Here is a 19,134-nt window from a genome sequence, read left to right on the forward strand (position 1 = left end):
CAACGAATTGCCATTTGCTTATCTCACCGCACAGCGCGACACGCCGCGAGCGCGCGGCGTAGAATGCGCCGATGACCCGCTGGATCGCCTCCCTGCCGATGTACAACGTGACGCCAGAACATACGGCGTCGTGGCGCTCATTGTTGAGCGACAGTCTGGCCATCGTGGCGCGCGCGTTCGCCCTGGGCGACATCACGATCGAGAACGCGCCGGACGGCGAACTCATGTCCCACTGGCGCCGCAACGATTTGCTGCTCTCGCAGACGTGCGGGTATCCGTACCGCATGCTCGGCCTCGCCAACGAAGTCCATCTGATTGCGACCCCGATATTCGACGCACCCGGTTGCGAGGGCCCGCGCTATCGAAGCGTGCTCGTCGTTTCGGCGCAGGCCTGGGAGTGCGGCGCGAAAACGCTGGAAGCGTGCCGCGGGCTGCGCGCCGCATGCAACGGCGCGGATTCCCATAGCGGCATGAACGCGTTGCGCCACGCCGTTGCGCCGCTCGCACGCGACGGCCGCTTCTTCGCCTCGGTGCGCTGGACAGGTTCGCACGCGGCCACGTTACGCGCGCTGGCGAGCGGCGCGGCCGATGTGGGCGCCATCGACTGCGTTACGTTCGCATTGCTGCACGATTCGCACTTCGAACCGCTCGACGGCGTACGAACCGTCGGCATGACGGCCTCATCCCCTGGACTTCCGCTGATCGCCTCACGCGCACTCGGCGAGGATCAAGCCGGCGCATTGCGCGATGCGCTCGACGCCGCGCTCGCAGCCGACTCCGAACGTGCACACAAGCTGCGACTGCGCGGGTTCGCCAGACTCACTGGCGAGGCATATGCCGAGATCGAGGCGTTCGCGAACACCGCTGCGCAATATGGCTATACCGAACTGCGTTGAACCGCAGCGCCGGACTCATCCGCATAAGAGCGGACATGGAACCGGACTCGCATGATGGATGGACGCTGCATCCCGGTCACGCCGTTGCACGCCGCAAAACGACGAATATAGCTAAGCAATCCTCCCAAAATTGGTTGTCCGCTGGCAGCGCGCTCACTAGCATCGCCTTATCCACAACTCTTCGAATAACGGATCCTATGAAGAAAAGAACCTTGCTGGGTACGATGCTGGCTTCGCTCGCGCTGGGCGTAAGTTGCGGGGGCATGCCGCTCGCGCACGCGGCAGACCGGACGTTGCGCGTGGGCATCATGTCGGGCGAAGACGAGAACGTGTGGCGCGTGGTCGCCGCCAACGCGGCGAAGCGCGGCCTCACGATCAAGGTGACCACGTTCTCCGAATACACGCAGCCCAACGAAGCGCTTTCGAGCCACGACCTCGACGCCAATTCGTTCCAGCACAAGCCGTATCTCGACGCGCAGATCAAGGCGCGCGGCTACAGGATCGTGCCGGTGGGCTTTACCTATGTGCAACCTATCGGGCTGTATTCGCGCAAGGTGAAGTCGGTGGCGGACCTGCCGCAGGGCGCGACCATCGGCGTGCCGAACGATCCGAGCAACGAAGGCCGCTCGCTGCTGCTGCTCCAGGCACAGGGGCTCATCACGTTGCGCGACGATGTCGGCCTGCTGCCGACCGCACGCGACATTGCGAAGAATCCGAAGAATATCCATATCAAGGAACTCGATTCCGGTATCGTCGGGCGCGCGATTGGCGATCTGGATGCGGCCGTTGTCAATACGGACTGGGCCGTGAAGTCGGGGATCAAGATTGCGCAGGAGCGGATTGCTCAGGAGAAGGTGCCGGGCAATCCCTATCGCAACTTCATTGCCGTGAATGAGAAGGACGCCAACGCGCCTTGGGTGCATGCGCTCGTGGAGAGCTATCAGCAGCCCAATGTCGCGTCTGAGATTATTGCCGTGTATCACGGGGCGACGCTGCCTGCGTGGAAGGATGCGCCGCAGCAGTAACAGGAGAGAGTTTGCAGCGGGCGCCGTGATGCTTTTTTATTCGCGGCCGCCCGGCAGCTTGTCAGCTTTGTGGATGCGGGCCCGCCCTACGCTTTCACGGCGTCCCGCGCTTCGATTTGCGCTTTGCCCTCGCGCTCGCGCTTGAGCGCGACAAGCGACGCGGCAACGATCAGCATGCCGCCGATCCACGCAGACAAGGTAAGCCGCTCGCCAAGCCACACGCAGGCAAAGAGCGCGCCGAACACCGGTTCGCTGCCCATGAGCAACGCCACGCGCGTCGGGCTGCTGCGGCTCACCGCGTAGTTCTGCACGAAGAACGCGAACAGCGTGCAGCCCGCCACGAGATAGATCACGCTGCCCCAGAACACGCCATGCCCCTGCCAGGGCGGCAACGGTTGCCACTGGTCGGGCGCGAGAGTGATCGCGAGCGCGGCGCAGCCGATCGAAACGACGGCGGACTGGACCGCCGTCACCGTCAGCGCCGGTATGGCGCCCGACTTCATCACGCGCTTGACCGCGCAGGTCGCCAATGCGCGCAGCAGCGCGGCCAGCACGACCAGCAGATCGCCGGGGCTCGCCGCCACATGGCCGCCCGTCAAGAGCAGCGCGCCAAGCAACGACACGCCGGCGGCCACCCATTCCACGGGCCGCGGCGCGCGCTTGAGCCACGCCCACTCCACGAGCGGCGTGAGCACCACGCACAGGCTGATGAGAAACGCGGCGTTCGAGGCATTCGTGAGCGACACGCCAAACGTCTCGGCCAGAAAGATGCCGAGCAGCAGGAATCCCGCGACGAGCACGCCAGCCTGCTCGCGCCACGTCACGTGACGCAGACCGCGCAACGCGGGCGACAGCAACACGAACGTGATGCCAAAGCGCAGCGCGAGCAGACCCAGCACCGGGTAGACGAGCAGCGCGCCCTTCACTACGCCATAGCTCGTGCCCCAGATAAGCGCGACAGCCACGAGCAGCAGATCGACAGTGCGGGAGGAACGGGTCAGGGCATTCATGGGAAACGAGCCTGCAGATGAGCCGGGAACGGACACATTGTCCGATAATGCTTTCGCAGCGATAATCCACCTTGATGGAACATCATTTATGCTCCGCATGCACAGATGACTTCGCCTTGCCTGCCATGAACCCCGCCGACTTCCTGCCCCTGCTGCCCGATCTGGCCACCTTCGCCCGCGTGGTCGACGCCGGTAATTTCTCGGTCGCGGCGCGCCAGCTCGGCAGCACGCCTTCCACGGTGAGCCGTCAGATGCAGCGGCTTGAACGCGCGCTCGGCACGCGCCTGCTGGAGCGCTCCACGCGCAGCCTGCGGCTCACGGAATCCGGCGCCGAGGTCTACCGTCACTGCGCGGACATGGTCGAAGCCGCCGCGAGCGCGGCACAGGCCGCCAGCCGCCTCACTGGCCGCCCGCATGGCCGCGTCCGCATCTGCGCGCCCATTTCGTTTGCGCAAAGCGTCATTCATCCGCTGATTTCCGGCTTCCTGCGCGCGTACGAAGAGGTCGCGGTGCAGCTCATCTTCACCGACCGCGACGTCGATCCGGTGCGCGACAGCGTCGATATCGTGATTCGCCCGACACCCACGCCGCCGCCGGGGCTCGCGGCGCGGCGGCTCGGCACGGTGCAGTGGATGCCGTGCGCATCGCCCGCCTACCTGCGCGCGCAAGGCACGCCGAAGCACCCGAGGGATCTCGCCCGCCACGACTGTCTCTATCTCGGCGAAACACCCGACGACAACCGCTGGACCTTCCGGCGCGGCGCGCAAACGCATGCCGTCGAGGTGAAGGGCCGCTACATCGCCAACGACGTGGGCGCGCGGCGCGATGCGGCGCTCGCGGACTGGGGTATTGCGAGCCTGCCCGAATTCGCCGCGGCGGACGCGCTGCGCGACGGCCTGCTCGTGCGGGTGCTGCCCGAGTGGTCGCTGGAACCGCGCGCGTACAGCGGCCCGGTATGGATGCTCTATCCGCCGAATCGTTTTCTGCCGCCGAAGGTGCGCGTGTTGATCGACTGGCTCGCGCAGCACATGCCCGGGTGACCGGCGGCATGCGCCCGCTGCTCGTGAGACGATCGGGCATGAACTTGAGCAGCGCCGACATTCACTCACGCGCGTGCACCTCCTAGACTGGGTCATGACAACGAATGCCTGAACCCCTCAAGGAAACACGATGCAAACCCTGCGAACGGATGTCGCCATCATCGGCGCCGGCACGGCCGGACTTTCCGCTTACCGCGCCGCGAAGGCCGAAGGTGCGAGCGCAATCATCATCGAAGGCGGCGCTTACGGGACGACGTGTGCGCGCGTGGGCTGTATGCCCTCGAAACTGCTGATCGCGGCTGCCGAGGCGGCGCACGCGGTGACCATGGCGCCGCTTTTCGGCGTGAATCCGCTCGGTATGGCAATCGACGGCCGGGCCGTGATGGAGCGCGTGCGCAGCGAGCGGGACCGGTTCGTCGGTTTCGTCGTGGACAGCACACTCGCCCTGCCCGAAGCGGACCGCCTGGTCGGGCACGCCCGCTTCATCGACGACGGCCTGCTCCAGGTTGGCGAGCACACGCAGGTGCGCGCGAAAAGCATCGTGATCGCGACGGGGTCGACGCCCACGGTACCCGAGTCGCTCGCCGGACTTGGCGACCGGCTCATCGTCAACGACGACGTGTTCGCCTGGGAGGACTTGCCGCGCAGCGTGGCGGTGGTCGGTGCGGGCGTGATCGGTCTGGAACTCGGCCAGGCGCTCGCACGCCTCGGCGTGCGGGTCACCTTGTACGGCGGCTCGCACGGCAGCGTGGGACCGCTCACGGACCCGCGCCTGATCGGCGAAGCGCACCGCGTGTTCGGCTCGGAAATGAACTTCGAGACGCAGGGACGCGTCGTATCGGCCACGCGCAGCGGTGTGGGCGTGACGCTGCGGTACGCCCGTGCGGATGGTACGCAGTCCGAAGACACGTTTGATTACGTTCTGGCGGCAGCGGGCCGGCACCCCAATGTGGCGAACCTGGGTCTGGCGAACACCTCGCTTGAACTCGACGCGCACGGCATGCCGCGCTTCGACGCGGCTACGCTGCAGGTCGGCACCGCGCCGGTGTTTTTGGCCGGCGACGCGAACGACGTGCTGCCGCTGCTGCACGAAGCCGCCGACGAGGGCCGCGCCGCGGGCCGCAATGCGGCTCGCTTTCCCGAAGTCGAACCCGTTGCGCGCCGTGCGCCGCTTGCGATCGTGTTTTCCGATCCGCAGATCGCCATGGTTGGCAAGTCACATGGAGAACTGGCGGACGGCAGCTTCGTAACGGGCGCCGTGAGCTTCGCGGACCAGGGCCGCAGCCGCGTGATGCTCAAGAACCACGGCATCGGCCACGTGTACGTGGAGCGCGCAACACGGCGCTTCGTGGGTGCGGAATGGCTCGGGCCGGTGGCGGAACATATCGGGCACCTGCTCGCGTGGAGCGTGCAGATGGGACTCAGCGTGAACGAGATGCTGGCGATGCCTTTCTATCACCCGGTAGTGGAGGAAAGCTTGCGCACGGCTCTGCGCGATGCCGCCTCGCAGCTGAATCACCTGGGTTAGGCGCAATTCGCCTGGTTATCCTCTTCAACTCGCAACGGCGCGCACACTGTCAATGAAAGCACTCGTCCTCAGCCGATACGATGGTCTGCTCGAACTGGCCAGGCTCGAGCGCCCGCAGCCGCAAACGGGCCAGGTGCTCGTGCGCGTTCAGGCTGCGGGCGTCCTTCAATGCTGTACCCCCCAGCGACGCACAGTCACCCTCTCCAGCGTATCGAACACCAGATGCTCGACGAGCAGTCCAATCACGATCACAGCCGCAAGCCCGGCAAAAACACGATCGGTATAAAGCTCGTTCCGGTTCTGAAAGATATACCACCCAAGCCCGCCCTGGCCGGCGCTAGCGCCAAATACAAGTTCCGCTGCGATCAGCGTGCGCCATGCGAAAGCCCAGCCCACGCGCAGTCCCGCGATGATCGAGGGCAGCGCCGCCGGCACGAGTATCAGCGCAACCTGGCGCAGCCCGCTCAGACCATAGTTGCGGCCTGCCATGCGCAGCGTGGCCGGAACGCCGAGAAAGCCGGTATACATGTTGAGCGCGAGCGGCCAAAGCACCGCATGCACGAGCACGAAAAGCAGGCTGCCGGTGCCAAGCCCGAACCAGAGCAATGCAATAGGCAGGAGTGCGATGGAAGGCAGAGGATTGAACATCGCCGTCAGCATGGAAAGCACATCGCGCCCCACGCGCGTGGAAACCGCGAGCGACGTAAGCACGAACGCGAGCACCACGCCGATCGCATAGCCGCGCAGCAGCACCGACATCGATATGCCGGTTTTAACGAGCAATTCGCCGCTCGCAATACCCTGCACGAATGCAGCGAGCGTCGCGCCAAAGGTCGGCACGAGCAGATCGTTCGCGACCATCCGCGCCGCGATCTCCCAGCCTGCAACGAGCACGAGCGCGACGAGCGTGCGGCGAAACCAGCCCGCGTCGAGCACGCGCCGCGCGAGCGGCAGGGGCGCCGACTCCGCGCCCGCCTGGACCGGCAACAAGGGGCGCTCGTATTCCGCGCGCACGGGCGGCAAGGGCGGCAGCGTCTGGTGTGGCGTGCTCATCGGCTGGCCTCCTTCACGGCTTCGGTTTCACTATCGGTCTCGAACAGCAAGCGATGAATGCGCGCCACACTCTCGCGAAAGTCCACGCCCCCCAGGCTCGCATGCGAATATGCGTGACTGTTCACCTCGGCGCGCGCGCGTCCCGGATGCGGCGAGAGCAGCAGGATGCGGTTGCCGACCACGAGCGCCTCCTCGATTGAATGCGTGACGAACAGCAACGTGAAGCGCGCGTCGTCCCAAAGACGCAGCAGTTCTTCTTGCATCTTGCGGCGCGTGAGGGCGTCGAGCGCGGCGAAGGGTTCATCCATCAGCAGCACGCGCGGCTGCATGGCGAGTGCACGCGCTATCGCAACGCGCTGCTTCATGCCGCCCGAAAGCGTGTGCGGGTACGCGTCGGCGAAGGCGGCGAGTCCCACCTTGTCGAGATAATGGAGCGCACGTTCGCGCGCTTGCGCGCGCGACAGTTTGCGCGCGACGCGCAACGGAAACGCCACGTTCTCGGCCACGGTTTTCCAGGGCGGCAACTGATCGAACTCCTGGAACACCACCACGCGGTCCGCGCCCGGTCCGCGTACCGGTTCGCCCGCCAGCGAGATCGATCCCGACACCGGCTCGATAAAGCCCGCAATCGCCTTGAGCAAAGTGGACTTGCCGCAGCCCGAGGGCCCGAGCAGCACGAAGCGGTCGGCGCCGTAGACATCGAAGCTCACGTCCTGCGTGGCGCGCACGATGCGCTCGCGGCTGCGGTATTCGAGGCTGACGTTTTCGATGGCGAGCAGGCGTTCGCTGTGTCGTCCCGCTTCGACAGTAGTTTCGGTATGCGCAGGCCGCTCGCTCGCAACAACGCGTGGCGCCGCGCCCGCTTCGCGACGCACAGCGGGAGCGCGCTCCCAGAGTCTGGTGGTGGTGACGTTCACTTTTGCAAATCCAGCGGATAAAACCTCAACATACGGGCATCCGGCGCGCCGCCCAACCAATGAATCGACATATTCAAACCAGGCCTGCTCATAAGCGCGAAATCTTCGCCACCATTGCGAACGGGCCCAGCAAGGGCCGCTCTCTGGCGCCGATGCTGGGCCTGCTCAACTGCCGTTGGCAACCGCCGGATCGTCGAAGAAGTAGTCGCGCCACGACTTTGGTTCGTTGCGGATCGCGCCGACGCGATACATGAATTGCGCGAGCGCGAGCGTATTCTGCGGCGCAGTCTTGAACTGAACCTGCGGATCGCGCAAGATCTTCAGGAGCAGGTTGCGGTCGATCTTCGAGTCGTTCACGCGAATATAGATATCCGCAGCCTGCTCGGGGTGCGCCGCGATGAAATTCGCCGCGTCGGCAAGCGCCGCCACGAATGCGCGATAGGTCTTCGGGTTGTCGTCGCGGAACTTCTGCGTGGCGTAAAGCACCGTGGCCGAACTTGGGCCGCCCAGCACGTCGTACGAGTTGAGCACGATATGCGCCTTCGGGTTGGCCGCCAGTTCCTGCTGCTGGAACGGCGGATTGCCGAAATGCGCCGTGATCACACTGCTGTTGGCGACGATCGCGGCCGTGGCGTCCGGATGCGGAATGGCCTGGCTGTATGGGTCGAGCCGGTCGAACTGCTTCTCGCCCCACTGCTTCGCCGCCGCATACTGCAGCACGCGCGACTGCACGGATACGCCCACGGCCGGCACGGCAATGCGGTCCTTGCCCGTGAAATCGGCAATCGTCCTGACGTTCGGGTCCGTGCTCACGAGGTAATACGGCAGGTTGCCGAGCGATGCCACGCCTTTCACGTTCTGCCTGCCACGCGTGCGGTCCCACACCGTGAGCAGCGGGCCCACGCCCGCGCCGGCCACGTCCACCGCGCCGGAAAGCAGCGCGTCGTTCACGGCCGCGCCGCCAGAAAGACGCAACCAGTCGACCTTGATATCGACGCCGGACTTGCGCCCCTCCTGCTCGATGAAATGCTGGTCCCGCGCGACGTTGAGCATCAGATACACCACGCCGAACTGCTCCGCAATACGGATCTGCCCTTCTGCACGCGCGGATGCCGGCGCACCCAGCCCAAACGACGCGAGCGCAATGGCGAGTGACACTGCGCCCGCACGGCGCCATACGCTCGCTCGCTTCGCGAGCGCATTTCCGGTAGAAAACGACATACTCTGGATTCCTTCTTATTCTATGTGATATCGAACGCGCGAGAAAAGCCCTGCGGTGCGCATCAAAACGGCGTGTCGCCTTCGATGGTGGTGCGATAAAGCTTACGGCGCAGGTGATCAGGCGTGCCCGCCGCGAGGTGCATGAGCGAGCGGTTGTCCCAGAACACGAGATCGTGCTCGCGCCATGTGTGGCGGTAGCAATGCTCCGCGCGCACGCTATGCGCGAACAGCGCGTCGAGCAGCGCACGGCTTTCGTCCTCGGGCAGGTCGACGATGCGCGTCGTGAAATGCTCGCTCACGAACAGCGCCTTGCGACCGGTTTCCGGGTGCGTGCGCACGACGGGATGCACGACGGGCTTGACCTGCGCGACCTGCTGCGCCGTCAGGTTCGGCCGCCACGGGCTGCGCGCCTGGAGTTCCGCATAGCGCGCGAGATAGGTGTGCTCGGCAAACCGCCCTTGCACGGCGCTGCGCAAATGCGCAGGCAGCGTGTCCCACGCGAGATGCATGTTGGCGAACAGCGTGTCGCCGCCCTCTGCGGGCAACTCCTTCGCGTGCAGCAGCGAACCGAGGCTCGGCTTCTCCTTGTACGAGAGATCGGAATGCCAGAAGTGTCCGGCGTCGCCAAGGCCAATGGGCTTGCCGTTCTCCACGATGTTCGAGACGATCAGCACCTCCGGGTAGCCCGCCAGCGCGAACTGGTGCAGCACGTGGATTTGCAACGGGCCGAAGCGGCGGCTGAATTCGACCTGCTGCTCCGGCGTGATGCGCTGGTCGCGAAACACGAGCACATGGTGATCGAGGTGCGCGCGATGAATGCGCGCAAAGTCTTCGCTCGACAAGGGTTGCGCGAGATCGAGACCCACCACCTCCGCGCCAAGCGGCGCATCCAGGGGAAGAATGTCGAAACGTTGGGACGCGTGTGCGCTCGATACGGCAGAAGCGGCGAATGGGGCGGTGGTAGTCACGCAGCAAGCCTTCCAGGTAAGCAATGGTTTCAATCTACGTGATCCGCCCACCGCCTGACAACGAAGCAAATCCGATACGTTTATCCGTTCGAGTCATAAAGCCGCTGTTAAGGCATACGGCGGCATGGGGCATCCCGGCGATCTCGCGGCCCACCTCACACCTACTGCCCGCCCCCGTACATATCGAGCAGCATCAGCGTCACGCCGTTGGTCCAGCCGAAACCGTCCTGCAACGGGTATTCGCCGCCCCCACCGCCGCCTTCGCCCGCGCCCTCGACGATATATTTCTCGACGAGCTTTTGCTGCGTGTTATAGACGTTCTCGACGTCGGCGAGAAAACGCGTGCCGACGGGCTTCGCGAGATCGCTGCGCCCGTATTGCTTGAGGCCCTGGATCGCGATCCAGTGCAGCGGCGCCCAGCCGTTCGGCGCATCCCATTGCTGGCCGGTGTTGTAGACCGACGTGGCGAGGCCGCCCTGCTGGAGCAGCACGTTTTCCATCGTCTGCGCCGTCCTCTTCGCGCGCTCGGGCCACGCCACACCCGCCATCAGCGGATACATCATCGCGGGTGTCTGGTTGTCGCGCGGCTTGCCGAGCCGCCAGTCGTAGTCGCCGTAGTAGCCCTTGTTGTTCCAGAGGTAACGGTTGATGCCTTCGGCGCGGCGCGCGGCATAGCCGGCGAACTGCCCCACGCAGCCGAAGTCGCGCGCGACTGTGCAGGCGCGCACGATCGTCGTTTCCAGATGGAACAGGAGGCTATTCAGATCGACGGGAATGATCGACGTGGTGCGCACGGTCCAGAGATTCTGGTTGTCGCCGAACCAGCGCGAGCTGAAGTCCCAGCCGCTTTCGGCAGTGGCGCGCAGGTCGCGGTAGACCTCGTTGGCGGGGCGGCCCGTGGCCTGCTGCGCGGTCTGGACGTCTTCGATATACGACTCGTCGCGCGGCGTGTCGAGTTCGTCCCAGTAACGGTTGAGCACGGTGCCGTCGCGCAGCACGACTACATTGCGCGTGGCTTGCCCGCGCGGCGTGCTGCTCGCTCCCTGCATCCAGTACGCATACTCCTTGCGCAATGCCGGCAAGTACTTCTGATAAACGCTGTTTCCTTCCTTTTGCGCCGCGAGTTCCACCATGTACGAATAGAACGGCGGTTGCGAGCGGCTCAAATAATAAGTGCGATTGCCGTTCGGAATATGGCCGAAGGTGTTGATCACGTACGCGAAGTTGTCGAGCATATCGTCGACGAGATCTTCATGGCCGGATTCCTGGAGCCCGAGCATCGTGAAGTAGGTGTCCCAGTAGTAGCCCTCCCTGAAGCGCCCTCCCGGCACGACATAGGGCTTCGGCAACGGCACGAGCGAGCTGTTGTCGGGCGCCGAGGTGGTCGTGCGCGTGAGACCGGCCCACAGCCAGTCGATATGCTGGCGCAGGGTCTGCCCCGCCGGCGGCGTGATGCTCTGGTCGGGCGGCGGCATGAAGTACTGGTTTACGAAATTCAACAATGAGAAGCCGGGCTGGTTCTTCTGTGCTTCGTAGAGCTGAACGATGGTTGCGGGGTCCGTGTTCGGCGTCGAATCGACGAAAGTCTTCTGGTCGGGGAAGATCTGCGCCGTCTGCACCGCCACGAAAAGATCGCCGTACAGAATATCGGGCGCGGGCGGCAGCGGCGCGCCCACCTGCGTGTCGGCGAAACAGTTTGCGCAGGCGAGCAAAAGCGTGGCGACGCTGGCTGCGCTGATCGCAGTGCGCGAACGCTGCGGCGACTTTCGGGGCGGGAGTGGCTGTAAGCTTGCTTGAATGCGCTGCGCATCGTTTGGCGATGCGGCGTGGTTGCGGGATTGCAGCTGCGTGCTCATGTTGCCTCCTTGGTGTTGGGGCACTTCGCTGGTCTCCTCGCACCGCCCCTTTCACGCCGTTGTTTGCGGCGCGCGGGTCCGGCTGGATGCGCGATGGCATCGCCGGGTCCCGGGCAACGAGAGCATCGCATGACTTCGCACACCGAATCAACTGCGGCGTGACAATGAGTTACCGTGCGGAAAATTATGCCGCCAACGGAAGAAAAGACGCGGCCGATCGGTAACAGTGGCCGCGCTGTAGCAGCACGTCAAGCAGAAATGCGGGCGCCAGGCACAATAGCCATAGCGCGGGGGCCCACTTGTTTAAACATCGCCCAAATCGTCGATGCGATCCGGAAGCACGTCGCTGCCGGGTTCCAGCGACTCGTCGCCGTCTGCCGAGGCGCGTTCGCCCGTGCCTGCACTATCGGTGTCGCTCCGCGCTTCATCCTCGCCCGCTTCGAGCGCGTGATTGTCGAGCTCGGTGTCGCGGTCGAATTCGTGGCGCTTCGCGCCCTGGGTGTCGCTGCCGGAATCGGATGAATCGCCCGGTCCCAGCGAGCCGGTGTCGTGCCCCGGCGGCATGGATTCGGGAAGATCGTTGTCGGGGTCAAGCGTGCTGTTCATGGCAAGCTCCTTGTAGTGTCGATGGGTCCACGAAACGCGCAGGCGCGTTCCGTGCCGCCCTCCTTGAGGGCCGTTCACTCGTACGTTCAATCGACGGTACGCAGATGACTTCATGCGCATCGTGCGTGCCGAACGTTCCGAACCTAAGCGGAGGTGGGCACCCGGCGTGTAGCAAATCGAAACGATCACGGGCGTGACCGCGCCTGCCTGCGCAAACGCGCAAATGCCATCGCCACGCCAAGGACGCCAATCGCAACACCGCCCATCAATGCGTGCACATGGCGCTCCGTGAAGAGCGGCGCGCCGTCGCTGTGCGCTTCATTGTCGAAGCGGCCACGTGCGCCGATCTCGCCCGGCACGGGCGCATGCAGGTTATCGGGCGCGTCGGGCGCGCGCGGTTTGCCCGTCAACTGCCCTCGATACCCCGCGTGCGCGAGATAGCGATCGAGCAGTCCCGGCGCGACCAGCCCGGCAAGGATGGCGCGCACCGTGGACCAGCCAAGCCAGAGCGTGCGCCGCCGATGTTGCGCGGCAAAGAGAATGGCGCGCGCGGCGACTTCGGGCTCGTACACGGGCGCGACGGGCCGCGCGTCCTGGCCGGTACGGTTGGCCGCCCAGTCGAACTGAGGCGTGTTGATGGCGGGGAGATCGACCAGCGAAATGTGCACGTCGAGGCCGTCGTGAATCAGCTCCGAGCGCACGGCGTCGGTAAAACCGCGCACCGCGAACTTCGCGCCGCAATACGCGGATTGCAGCGGTATCGCGCGCGAGGCGAGTGCCGACCCGACGTTGACGATCGCGCCGCGATTGCGCTTGCGCATGCGCGCGAGCGCAGCCATCGTACCGTGCACCTGGCCGAGATACGTGACCTGGGTCGCACGTTCGAAGTCGCGCGGCGAGATCGACGAGAGCGGCGCGAAAATGGTCGCCATGGCGACGTTCACCCATACGTCTATTTCGCCCATCTCACGCTCGACCCGCGCCGCGGCTGCATCGACGGCCTGCGCATCGGCCACGTCGGTCGGCATCGCGAGCGCGCGCACGTTGTAGGCCGCTTGTAATTGCGCGGCGGCGCGCACGAGCCGTTCGGGTTCGCGCGACAGCAGCGCGACGTCATAGCCGGCCCGCGCGAAAGCTTCAGCGACGGCGCGGCCCACGCCCGCGCCCGCGCCGGTGATGACGGCGATCCTGGGTTGAGTGGTTGTGCGCATCGGGACCGATAACCAGAAAGAGGAGTAGTCTCAATCCGCAAAGGCTATGCCCATAGGGTCCAAACGCGACCCGAAGTGCGGTGAAGACCGCCATGCACTGGCTGGCACCGCATTTGCGCATGCATCCCTTCGCGCGCTGCCGCCCGATTGCGGCGCGCCCATGCCGAGGAGTCCCCGCTCATGTCATCGAATTCATCGTCGAATGCCAGGTCCGCCAAGGCCGACCCATCCGATCTCGACCGCCTCGTCATCGACACGATCCGCACGTTGTCGATGGACGCCGTACAAAAGGCTAATTCCGGCCACCCCGGCACGCCCATGGCGCTCGCGCCGCTCGCGTACCAGATCTGGCAGCATCATCTGCGTTACGACCCTGCCGCGCCGCTATGGCCCAATCGCGACCGCTTCGTACTCTCGAACGGCCACGCTTCCATGCTGCTCTACTCGCTGCTGCACCTCGCGCGCGTGCAAGCGCTAGACGAAGAAGGCAAGCTCGCAGGCAAGCCCGCGGTCTCGCTCGACGATATCCAACACTTTCGCCAGATCGACAGCGTGACGCCGGGGCACCCGGAATTTCGCATGACGACGGGCGTCGAGACGACCACCGGGCCGCTCGGCCAGGGGCTCGGCAACAGCGTGGGCATGGCCATGGCCGGGCGCTGGCTCGAGCAGCATTTCAATCGCCCCGACGCCAGGATCTTCGACTACCGCGTCTACACGATATGCGGCGACGGCGACATGATGGAAGGCGTCTCGCACGAAGCGGCTTCGCTCGCGGGCCATCTGGGTCTGTCGAATCTGATCTGGTTCTACGACAGCAACCGCATCACGATCGAGGGCCACACCGACCTCGCCTATAGCGACGATGTCGAAGCGCGCTTTCGCGGCTACCACTGGAACACGCTGCACGTGAGCGACGCCAACGACACGAAAGCCATCGAAGCCGCCATCCAGAAGGCGCAGGCCGTGACCGACAAGCCGACGCTCATCGTGGTGAAGAGCATCATCGGCTGGGGCGCGCCGAACCGGCAGGACACGGCGGCGGCACACGGCGAGGCGCTGGGCGAGGACGAGGTGCGCCTCGCCAAGCGCGCGTACGGCTGGCCGGAGGACGCGCATTTTCTCGTACCCGATGGCGTGTACGAACGTTTCGCGCAGGGCATGGGCGCGCGCGGCAAGGCGGAGCACGAAGCGTGGAAGCAACGCTACGACGACTACGCGAAGCGCTACCCCGAGCTGGCGAAGGCGCTGAGCTTGATGCTCGAAGGCAAGCTGCCCGAAGGCTGGGACGCCGCGATTCCCACCTTCGAGGCCGACGAAAAAGGCCTCGCCACGCGCGAGTCGTCGGGCAAGGTCCTCAACGCGATTGCGCAGCGCGTGCCGTGGCTGATCGGCGGCGCTGCCGACCTCGCGCCCTCGACCAAAACCAGTCTCAAGTTCGAAGGCGCGGGCAGTTTCGAGCGCGACCACTACGACGGCCGCAATCTGCACTATGGCATTCGCGAGCACGGTATGGGCGCGGTCTCGAATGGCCTCGCGCTTTCGGGTTTGCGCCCGTTCGCTTCGACGTTCCTCATTTTCAGCGACTACATGAAGCCGCCCATCCGGCTCGCCGCGATCATGGAGCTGCCCGTGGTTTTCGTGTTCACGCACGATTCGATTGGCCTCGGAGAAGACGGGCCCACGCACCAGCCGATCGAGCAGCTCGCCTCGCTGCGCGCCGTACCGGGGCTGCTCACGCTGCGCCCCGCCGACGCCAATGAAGTCGCCGAGTCCTGGCGCGTTGCGCTCGCACGTCCGCGCGGACCGGCCTGCCTCGTCTTGTCGCGCCAGCCGCTGCCCACGATCGACCGAAAAAAATACGCAGGCGCACAAGGCGTTCGGCGCGGCGCATACGTGCTCGCCGACGCGCCCGATGGCAAGCAGCCCGAAGTCCTGCTGCTCGCCACGGGCAGCGAAGTTTCGCTATGCATTTGCGCCTATGAGACGCTGAAACAGGAAGGGATCGCGGCACGCGTCGTCTCGATGCCCTCATGGGACGTGTACGAACTGCAGGACGAGGCGTACCGGGACTCGGTGCTGCCGCCGCACATCCATGCACGCGTGGCCGTGGAGCAGGCAGCGACGCTCGGCTGGGACCGCTACGTCGGCCGCTTCGGCTCGCAGATCGTGATGCACACGTTCGGCGCCTCCGCGCCGCTCAAGGCGCTGAAGACCAAATTCGGCTTCACGCCGGAGCACGTGGTCGAAGAAGCGAAGAAGCAGATTGCGCGCTGCAGGGCGGGCGCGGGCGAGTAGTTAGTGCCTGCAGGCTCCGTACATGCGCAAATATCCGCTGTGAAGCATCACCGGCTTGCCGTCCGTCTCTTCGATGAGACGGGCGGCCGCCGCTTCGATCGCGTCGCGGTTGCGGTGGAACGCCTGGCGCAGGTCGGGCTCGCGCAGCGATCTCGCGCCGAAGCGATCTTCCAGCGCTTCAGCCGTAATGGCACAGTCCACCGGGACGGAATCCGCCACCGCAACGAAGGTTAGTGCGAGTTCCTCCGCGTCGTACCCGACCGGACCTTCTGGAAAGGTGATTTTCATGATTGATGGACTCCTGAAATGCTTGCCGGCCAGCCTCCCCTCGCGCCTCACCCGCTCGCGGCAGCCGTTACCTGTGTGCCCGGCCACCGTCGCCGCGCCGTCTACTGCGCGCGCGCCGTACATGCCCAGGTGACGTGGCGCCTTGACCGACGCTCTGGAATGCTTACCGTCTCGTGATGCCAAACAGCAAGCTCGCCAGAAAGAGAATCACGAAGATGAAAAACAGGATCTTGGCAATGCTCGCTGCACCCGCCGCAATCCCGCCGAACCCGAAGACAGCCGCGACGACGGCTATCACGAAGAAAACGATCGCGTAGTAAAGCATTCCCGGCTCCTTTGCAAAAGTCTCCCAGCGTCTGCGCATCAGCCGTGCCTGGGCCGGTTTTCGCCAGAACGCCGGGAGTGCCGCAAAGCGCCGAGTCCCGCGGCATGCCCGTTGCGGGAGAAGCAGGCTGTGGCTCTCAAAGCGAAGGAGGCAGTCATGTACCCGTTGCAATGCGCCTTGCGCGCCGGCCTCGCCGGCCTCTACGCCGTGCTCGGCGCGCAGGTAGCGCTTTCCCAGAGCAGCCCGCAAGCCGGCGGCGCCGAATCACACCCCGAATCACACCCCGAATCACACCCCGAATCACAACCCGAATCACAGCCCGAATCACAACCCATTTCGCGGCCCGACCCGTTGCCGCCGCACAATCTCGCGGCGGGCAATCCCGGTTATGGCGGCGAGGCGAGCGACACGTTCATCACCGCCCACGCGAAGGCCGCGTTGATGGCTGCAGACGGCGTGAACTCCAGCGACGTGCACGTCACCACCCAGCGCGGCGCCGTCACGTTAACGGGAACCGTGCCCGACGAGGCGCAGCGCGACAAGGCCGAAAGCGTGGTCCACGACCTCGACGGCGTAGTCTACGTGACGAACGAATTGAAAGTGTCCAAACCGCGGTAACGCCGCTAACGTCTCACCTCCAACCGCCACCTCCACAGGAACGATTCATGCCGATACTGCGCGCTTTGACGATGTTGCTTCATTTACCGCCGTCCGATCCGCTGGACGACCCGCAACGCCCGCCGCCCAGGCTGCCTGAAGGCGCCCCGCCGCCGCACGTGCCGCCGGAGCGCGCCGGGCACGCGATGCGTTTCGCATGAGGCATGAGAAGAGACAATACGACCACGAAAGGAGTAGACAATGACCCAGGTTCGCGAAGTGATGTCACGCGAGGTCGTGCATATCGCGCCTGACACGACGATCCGCCACGCCGCCGAACTCATGCGCGACCATGACATCGGAGCACTGCCGGTGTGCGACGGCGAGCAGATCGTCGGCATGGTGACCGACCGCGACCTCGCCATGCGCGGGCTCGCCCAGGGCTGCACGGGTGAGGAAACGGTGTCGCACGTGGCGACCTCGGGCGTGCAGTGGTGCTACGAGGACGAAGACGTAAACGTCGTCCAGCGCCGCATGGCGGAGGCGCAGGTGCGCAGGCTGCCCGTGGTGAACCACGAACGCGAACTGGTGGGCACGCTGTCGCTCGGCGATATCGCCACGCGCTGCGACGACGCGCAGCGCGAGCGCATTGCCAATACGCTCGAAGACATTTCGCAGCGGCGCGTGCCGTGACAATCGGGCCGGGCTCAGGTCTGCATCGATGTTCGCCGGCGGCTCCGCCCGCCGGCTAGTCGAACGCCTCCCTCGCGCGCACGCGGCGCTCCGTTGCCGCGAGCGCTTCCTGGCGCCGGTAATAGCGTTCGAGCACGTAGCCCGCCGTCGCGCCGTGTAGCACGACGGACAGCACGATCGCGTCGAGTGCCGCGGGCAAGACAGGCCGCAGCGCATCGCCGGCCACGTCGATACCCCACACCGCGTAATAGAACGCGCCCACGCCGCGTATGCCCATCCATGCCATCAGGACGCGCTGCGGCGCGTCCGCGTGCGAGCCTGCCATTGCCGCGAAAACGGCCAACGGTCGCGCAACGAACACCAGCACGAGCGCACACAGCATAGCGCGCAGGTCGAGCATCTCGCGCCAATGTGCGGAGATCACACAGCCGATGATAAGCAGTACCGATAACTCGGCGAGCCGCTCGATTTCCAGCGTGAAACCCGTCATGCCTTCGGCAAGCCAGACATGCGCGCGCTGCGGATCTTTCGCCACTTCGGTGCGCTCGCCAAGCTGCACGCTTTCGAGTGTTTCGGCCGGGCGGCGCTCGCCCGTCGCGCGCAGTTCCTGGTGGCGCAGCGCTACGCCCGCGGCGAATACGGCCACGAACGCGTACGCGTGCAGCAGCAGCGCCACGCCGTAGGTCACGGACATCAGCCCGATCGCTATGAAGCCATCCAGGCCCACCGCTTCGCCATATCGGGTGCGCAGATGGAACACGACCCGCACGCACAGCGTGGCGAGCACCGCGCCCACGAGGAGCGCACCCACGATGCCCCAAGCCGCCCACGCGGCGAATGCCGTCGCGTTCTGCGTGCCGGCGCCGTGTACGCCGCACAGTGCTAGACCGAGGAGCGCGAACGGCATCGCCGCGCCGTCGTTGAGGCCGCCCTCGCCCGAGAGCGCGAATCGCACTGGCTCGGCGTCGCCGGCTTCATGGACGCGCAACTCGTTGGCGAGCACCGGGTCGGTCGGCGCCAGCGTCGCGGCAAGAAACAGAGCCACGCCGGTGGCGGCGCCCAACGCCGCGCCAAACGCGTACATCAGCGCGACACTGAACGCCATGGCCAGCACGCCAAGGCGCAATGGCAAGCACCAGAGCCGGTCGCGCAACCGCACGCGCAAGTGCATGCCGACGGAAAACAGCGAGATCACGAGCCCGGCCTCCGCCACCACGGTGAGCGTGCGTACGTTCTGTGCAAGGTCGGCGCGCACGAGCCCGAGCACACCCGGCCCGACGATCACGCCCACGGCCAGATAAATCATCGCGCCTGTAAGCGGCAAGCGCGCGATCGGGCCCCGCGCAAGCGCCACGAACACCAGCAGCACGCCGATCAGCAAAAACCATAGTGCTTCCTCGGGCATCGCAAGACTTCCCTCCTCATCAATCGATAGAAACAGCGGAATTCGGCCACTTCGAACGAGAAACGGCACAGCGCGCCGCAATAGATCGCGAGGCCATCCCGTTCATTGCCCATGCCCTCCCGAACTCGCCGCTTCCCGTATGCGCAAGGAGGATGCCAGCGCGGCCGCGCACCATGGCGGGGACCCGGGCGCGCGCA

Annotated in this window: 18 protein-coding genes; 7 read left to right on the forward strand and 11 right to left on the reverse strand. The window is 65.4% G+C overall.

Annotated features, from left to right (window positions below; all coding sequences use genetic code 11):
* The first annotated feature begins 71 nt into the window (after window positions 1–71).
* Window positions 72–896: a phosphate/phosphite/phosphonate ABC transporter substrate-binding protein gene (locus BHE01S_RS20430; RefSeq protein WP_042267156.1), complete on the forward strand. Its 825-nt coding sequence runs from the start codon at window positions 72–74 to the stop codon at window positions 894–896.
* Between the two features lie 224 nt (window positions 897–1,120).
* The gene (locus BHE01S_RS20435) at window positions 1,121–1,921 is read left to right on the forward strand and encodes a MetQ/NlpA family lipoprotein (RefSeq protein ID WP_042267268.1); all 801 of its coding nucleotides are present in this window, start codon (window positions 1,121–1,123) and stop codon (window positions 1,919–1,921) included.
* Between the two features lie 86 nt (window positions 1,922–2,007).
* On the opposite strand, the gene BHE01S_RS20440 is transcribed toward BHE01S_RS20435, so the two are convergent.
* Window positions 2,008–2,931, reverse strand: a complete 924-nt coding sequence (locus BHE01S_RS20440; protein ID WP_042267157.1) for a DMT family transporter — start codon at window positions 2,929–2,931, stop codon at window positions 2,008–2,010.
* Between the two features lie 125 nt (window positions 2,932–3,056).
* On the opposite strand from BHE01S_RS20440, the gene BHE01S_RS20445 reads away from it, so the two are divergent.
* Entirely contained in the window at window positions 3,057–3,971 is a 915-nt protein-coding gene (locus tag BHE01S_RS20445; RefSeq protein ID WP_042267159.1) for a LysR family transcriptional regulator, read from the forward strand.
* 130 nt (window positions 3,972–4,101) lie between these two features.
* A complete protein-coding gene (locus tag BHE01S_RS20450) occupies window positions 4,102–5,499 on the forward strand; it encodes a dihydrolipoyl dehydrogenase (RefSeq protein WP_042267160.1) in 1,398 nt (465 codons plus the stop codon).
* Between the two features lie 165 nt (window positions 5,500–5,664).
* On the opposite strand, the gene BHE01S_RS20455 is transcribed toward BHE01S_RS20450, so the two are convergent.
* From BHE01S_RS20455 to BHE01S_RS20485, 7 genes are all read right to left on the reverse strand, one after another.
* Window positions 5,665–6,552, reverse strand: coding sequence for an ABC transporter permease (locus BHE01S_RS20455; protein WP_042267161.1), 888 nt, complete (start codon window positions 6,550–6,552; stop codon window positions 5,665–5,667).
* Entirely contained in the window at window positions 6,549–7,529 is a 981-nt protein-coding gene (locus BHE01S_RS20460) for an ABC transporter ATP-binding protein (RefSeq protein ID WP_042267162.1), read from the reverse strand. The genes BHE01S_RS20455 and BHE01S_RS20460 overlap by 4 nt, the downstream gene beginning before the upstream one ends.
* Before the next feature lie 105 nt (window positions 7,530–7,634).
* The gene (locus tag BHE01S_RS20465) at window positions 7,635–8,690 is read right to left on the reverse strand and encodes an ABC transporter substrate-binding protein (protein ID WP_042267164.1); all 1,056 of its coding nucleotides are present in this window, start codon (window positions 8,688–8,690) and stop codon (window positions 7,635–7,637) included.
* Between the two features lie 62 nt (window positions 8,691–8,752).
* Window positions 8,753–9,658 (reverse strand): TauD/TfdA dioxygenase family protein, encoded by a 906-nt coding sequence (locus tag BHE01S_RS20470; RefSeq protein WP_042267166.1) that lies wholly within the window; start codon window positions 9,656–9,658, stop codon window positions 8,753–8,755.
* A 161-nt stretch (window positions 9,659–9,819) separates the two neighbouring features.
* The gene (treA, locus tag BHE01S_RS20475; RefSeq protein ID WP_042267168.1) at window positions 9,820–11,514 is read right to left on the reverse strand and encodes an alpha,alpha-trehalase TreA; all 1,695 of its coding nucleotides are present in this window, start codon (window positions 11,512–11,514) and stop codon (window positions 9,820–9,822) included.
* 303 nt (window positions 11,515–11,817) lie between these two features.
* Window positions 11,818–12,120 (reverse strand): hypothetical protein, encoded by a 303-nt coding sequence (locus tag BHE01S_RS20480; RefSeq protein WP_042267169.1) that lies wholly within the window; start codon window positions 12,118–12,120, stop codon window positions 11,818–11,820.
* 185 nt (window positions 12,121–12,305) lie between these two features.
* Window positions 12,306–13,331 (reverse strand): SDR family oxidoreductase, encoded by a 1,026-nt coding sequence (locus tag BHE01S_RS20485; RefSeq protein WP_042267171.1) that lies wholly within the window; start codon window positions 13,329–13,331, stop codon window positions 12,306–12,308.
* A 180-nt stretch (window positions 13,332–13,511) separates the two neighbouring features.
* On the opposite strand from BHE01S_RS20485, the gene tkt reads away from it, so the two are divergent.
* The gene (gene tkt / locus BHE01S_RS20490) at window positions 13,512–15,629 is read left to right on the forward strand and encodes a transketolase (RefSeq protein WP_042267172.1); all 2,118 of its coding nucleotides are present in this window, start codon (window positions 13,512–13,514) and stop codon (window positions 15,627–15,629) included.
* On the opposite strand, the gene BHE01S_RS20495 is transcribed toward tkt, so the two are convergent.
* Window positions 15,630–15,917 carry a DUF1488 family protein gene (locus tag BHE01S_RS20495; protein ID WP_042267173.1) on the reverse strand — a complete coding sequence of 96 codons (288 nt, stop codon included), beginning with the start codon at window positions 15,915–15,917 and terminating at the stop codon, window positions 15,630–15,632.
* A 163-nt stretch (window positions 15,918–16,080) separates the two neighbouring features.
* Window positions 16,081–16,242 carry a DUF1328 domain-containing protein gene (locus tag BHE01S_RS36920; RefSeq protein WP_042267175.1) on the reverse strand — a complete coding sequence of 54 codons (162 nt, stop codon included), beginning with the start codon at window positions 16,240–16,242 and terminating at the stop codon, window positions 16,081–16,083.
* A gap of 156 nt (window positions 16,243–16,398) precedes the next feature.
* On the opposite strand from BHE01S_RS36920, the gene BHE01S_RS20505 reads away from it, so the two are divergent.
* Together BHE01S_RS20505 and BHE01S_RS20510 are read left to right on the forward strand one after the other, a co-directional pair.
* Window positions 16,399–16,860: a BON domain-containing protein gene (locus BHE01S_RS20505; protein WP_042267176.1), complete on the forward strand. Its 462-nt coding sequence runs from the start codon at window positions 16,399–16,401 to the stop codon at window positions 16,858–16,860.
* 240 nt (window positions 16,861–17,100) lie between these two features.
* Window positions 17,101–17,532: a CBS domain-containing protein gene (locus tag BHE01S_RS20510; protein WP_042267178.1), complete on the forward strand. Its 432-nt coding sequence runs from the start codon at window positions 17,101–17,103 to the stop codon at window positions 17,530–17,532.
* A gap of 55 nt (window positions 17,533–17,587) precedes the next feature.
* Here the strand turns inward: BHE01S_RS20510 and BHE01S_RS20515 are convergent, their stop codons facing one another.
* Complete coding sequence (locus BHE01S_RS20515; protein ID WP_042267179.1) at window positions 17,588–18,937, reverse strand: cation:proton antiporter domain-containing protein; 1,350 nt, start codon at window positions 18,935–18,937, stop codon at window positions 17,588–17,590.
* Window positions 18,938–19,134: the final 197 nt, after the last annotated feature.

The organism is Paraburkholderia heleia NBRC 101817 (genome assembly GCF_000739775.1).
In the GTDB taxonomy this organism is placed as follows: Bacteria; Pseudomonadota; Gammaproteobacteria; order Burkholderiales; family Burkholderiaceae; genus Paraburkholderia; species Paraburkholderia heleia.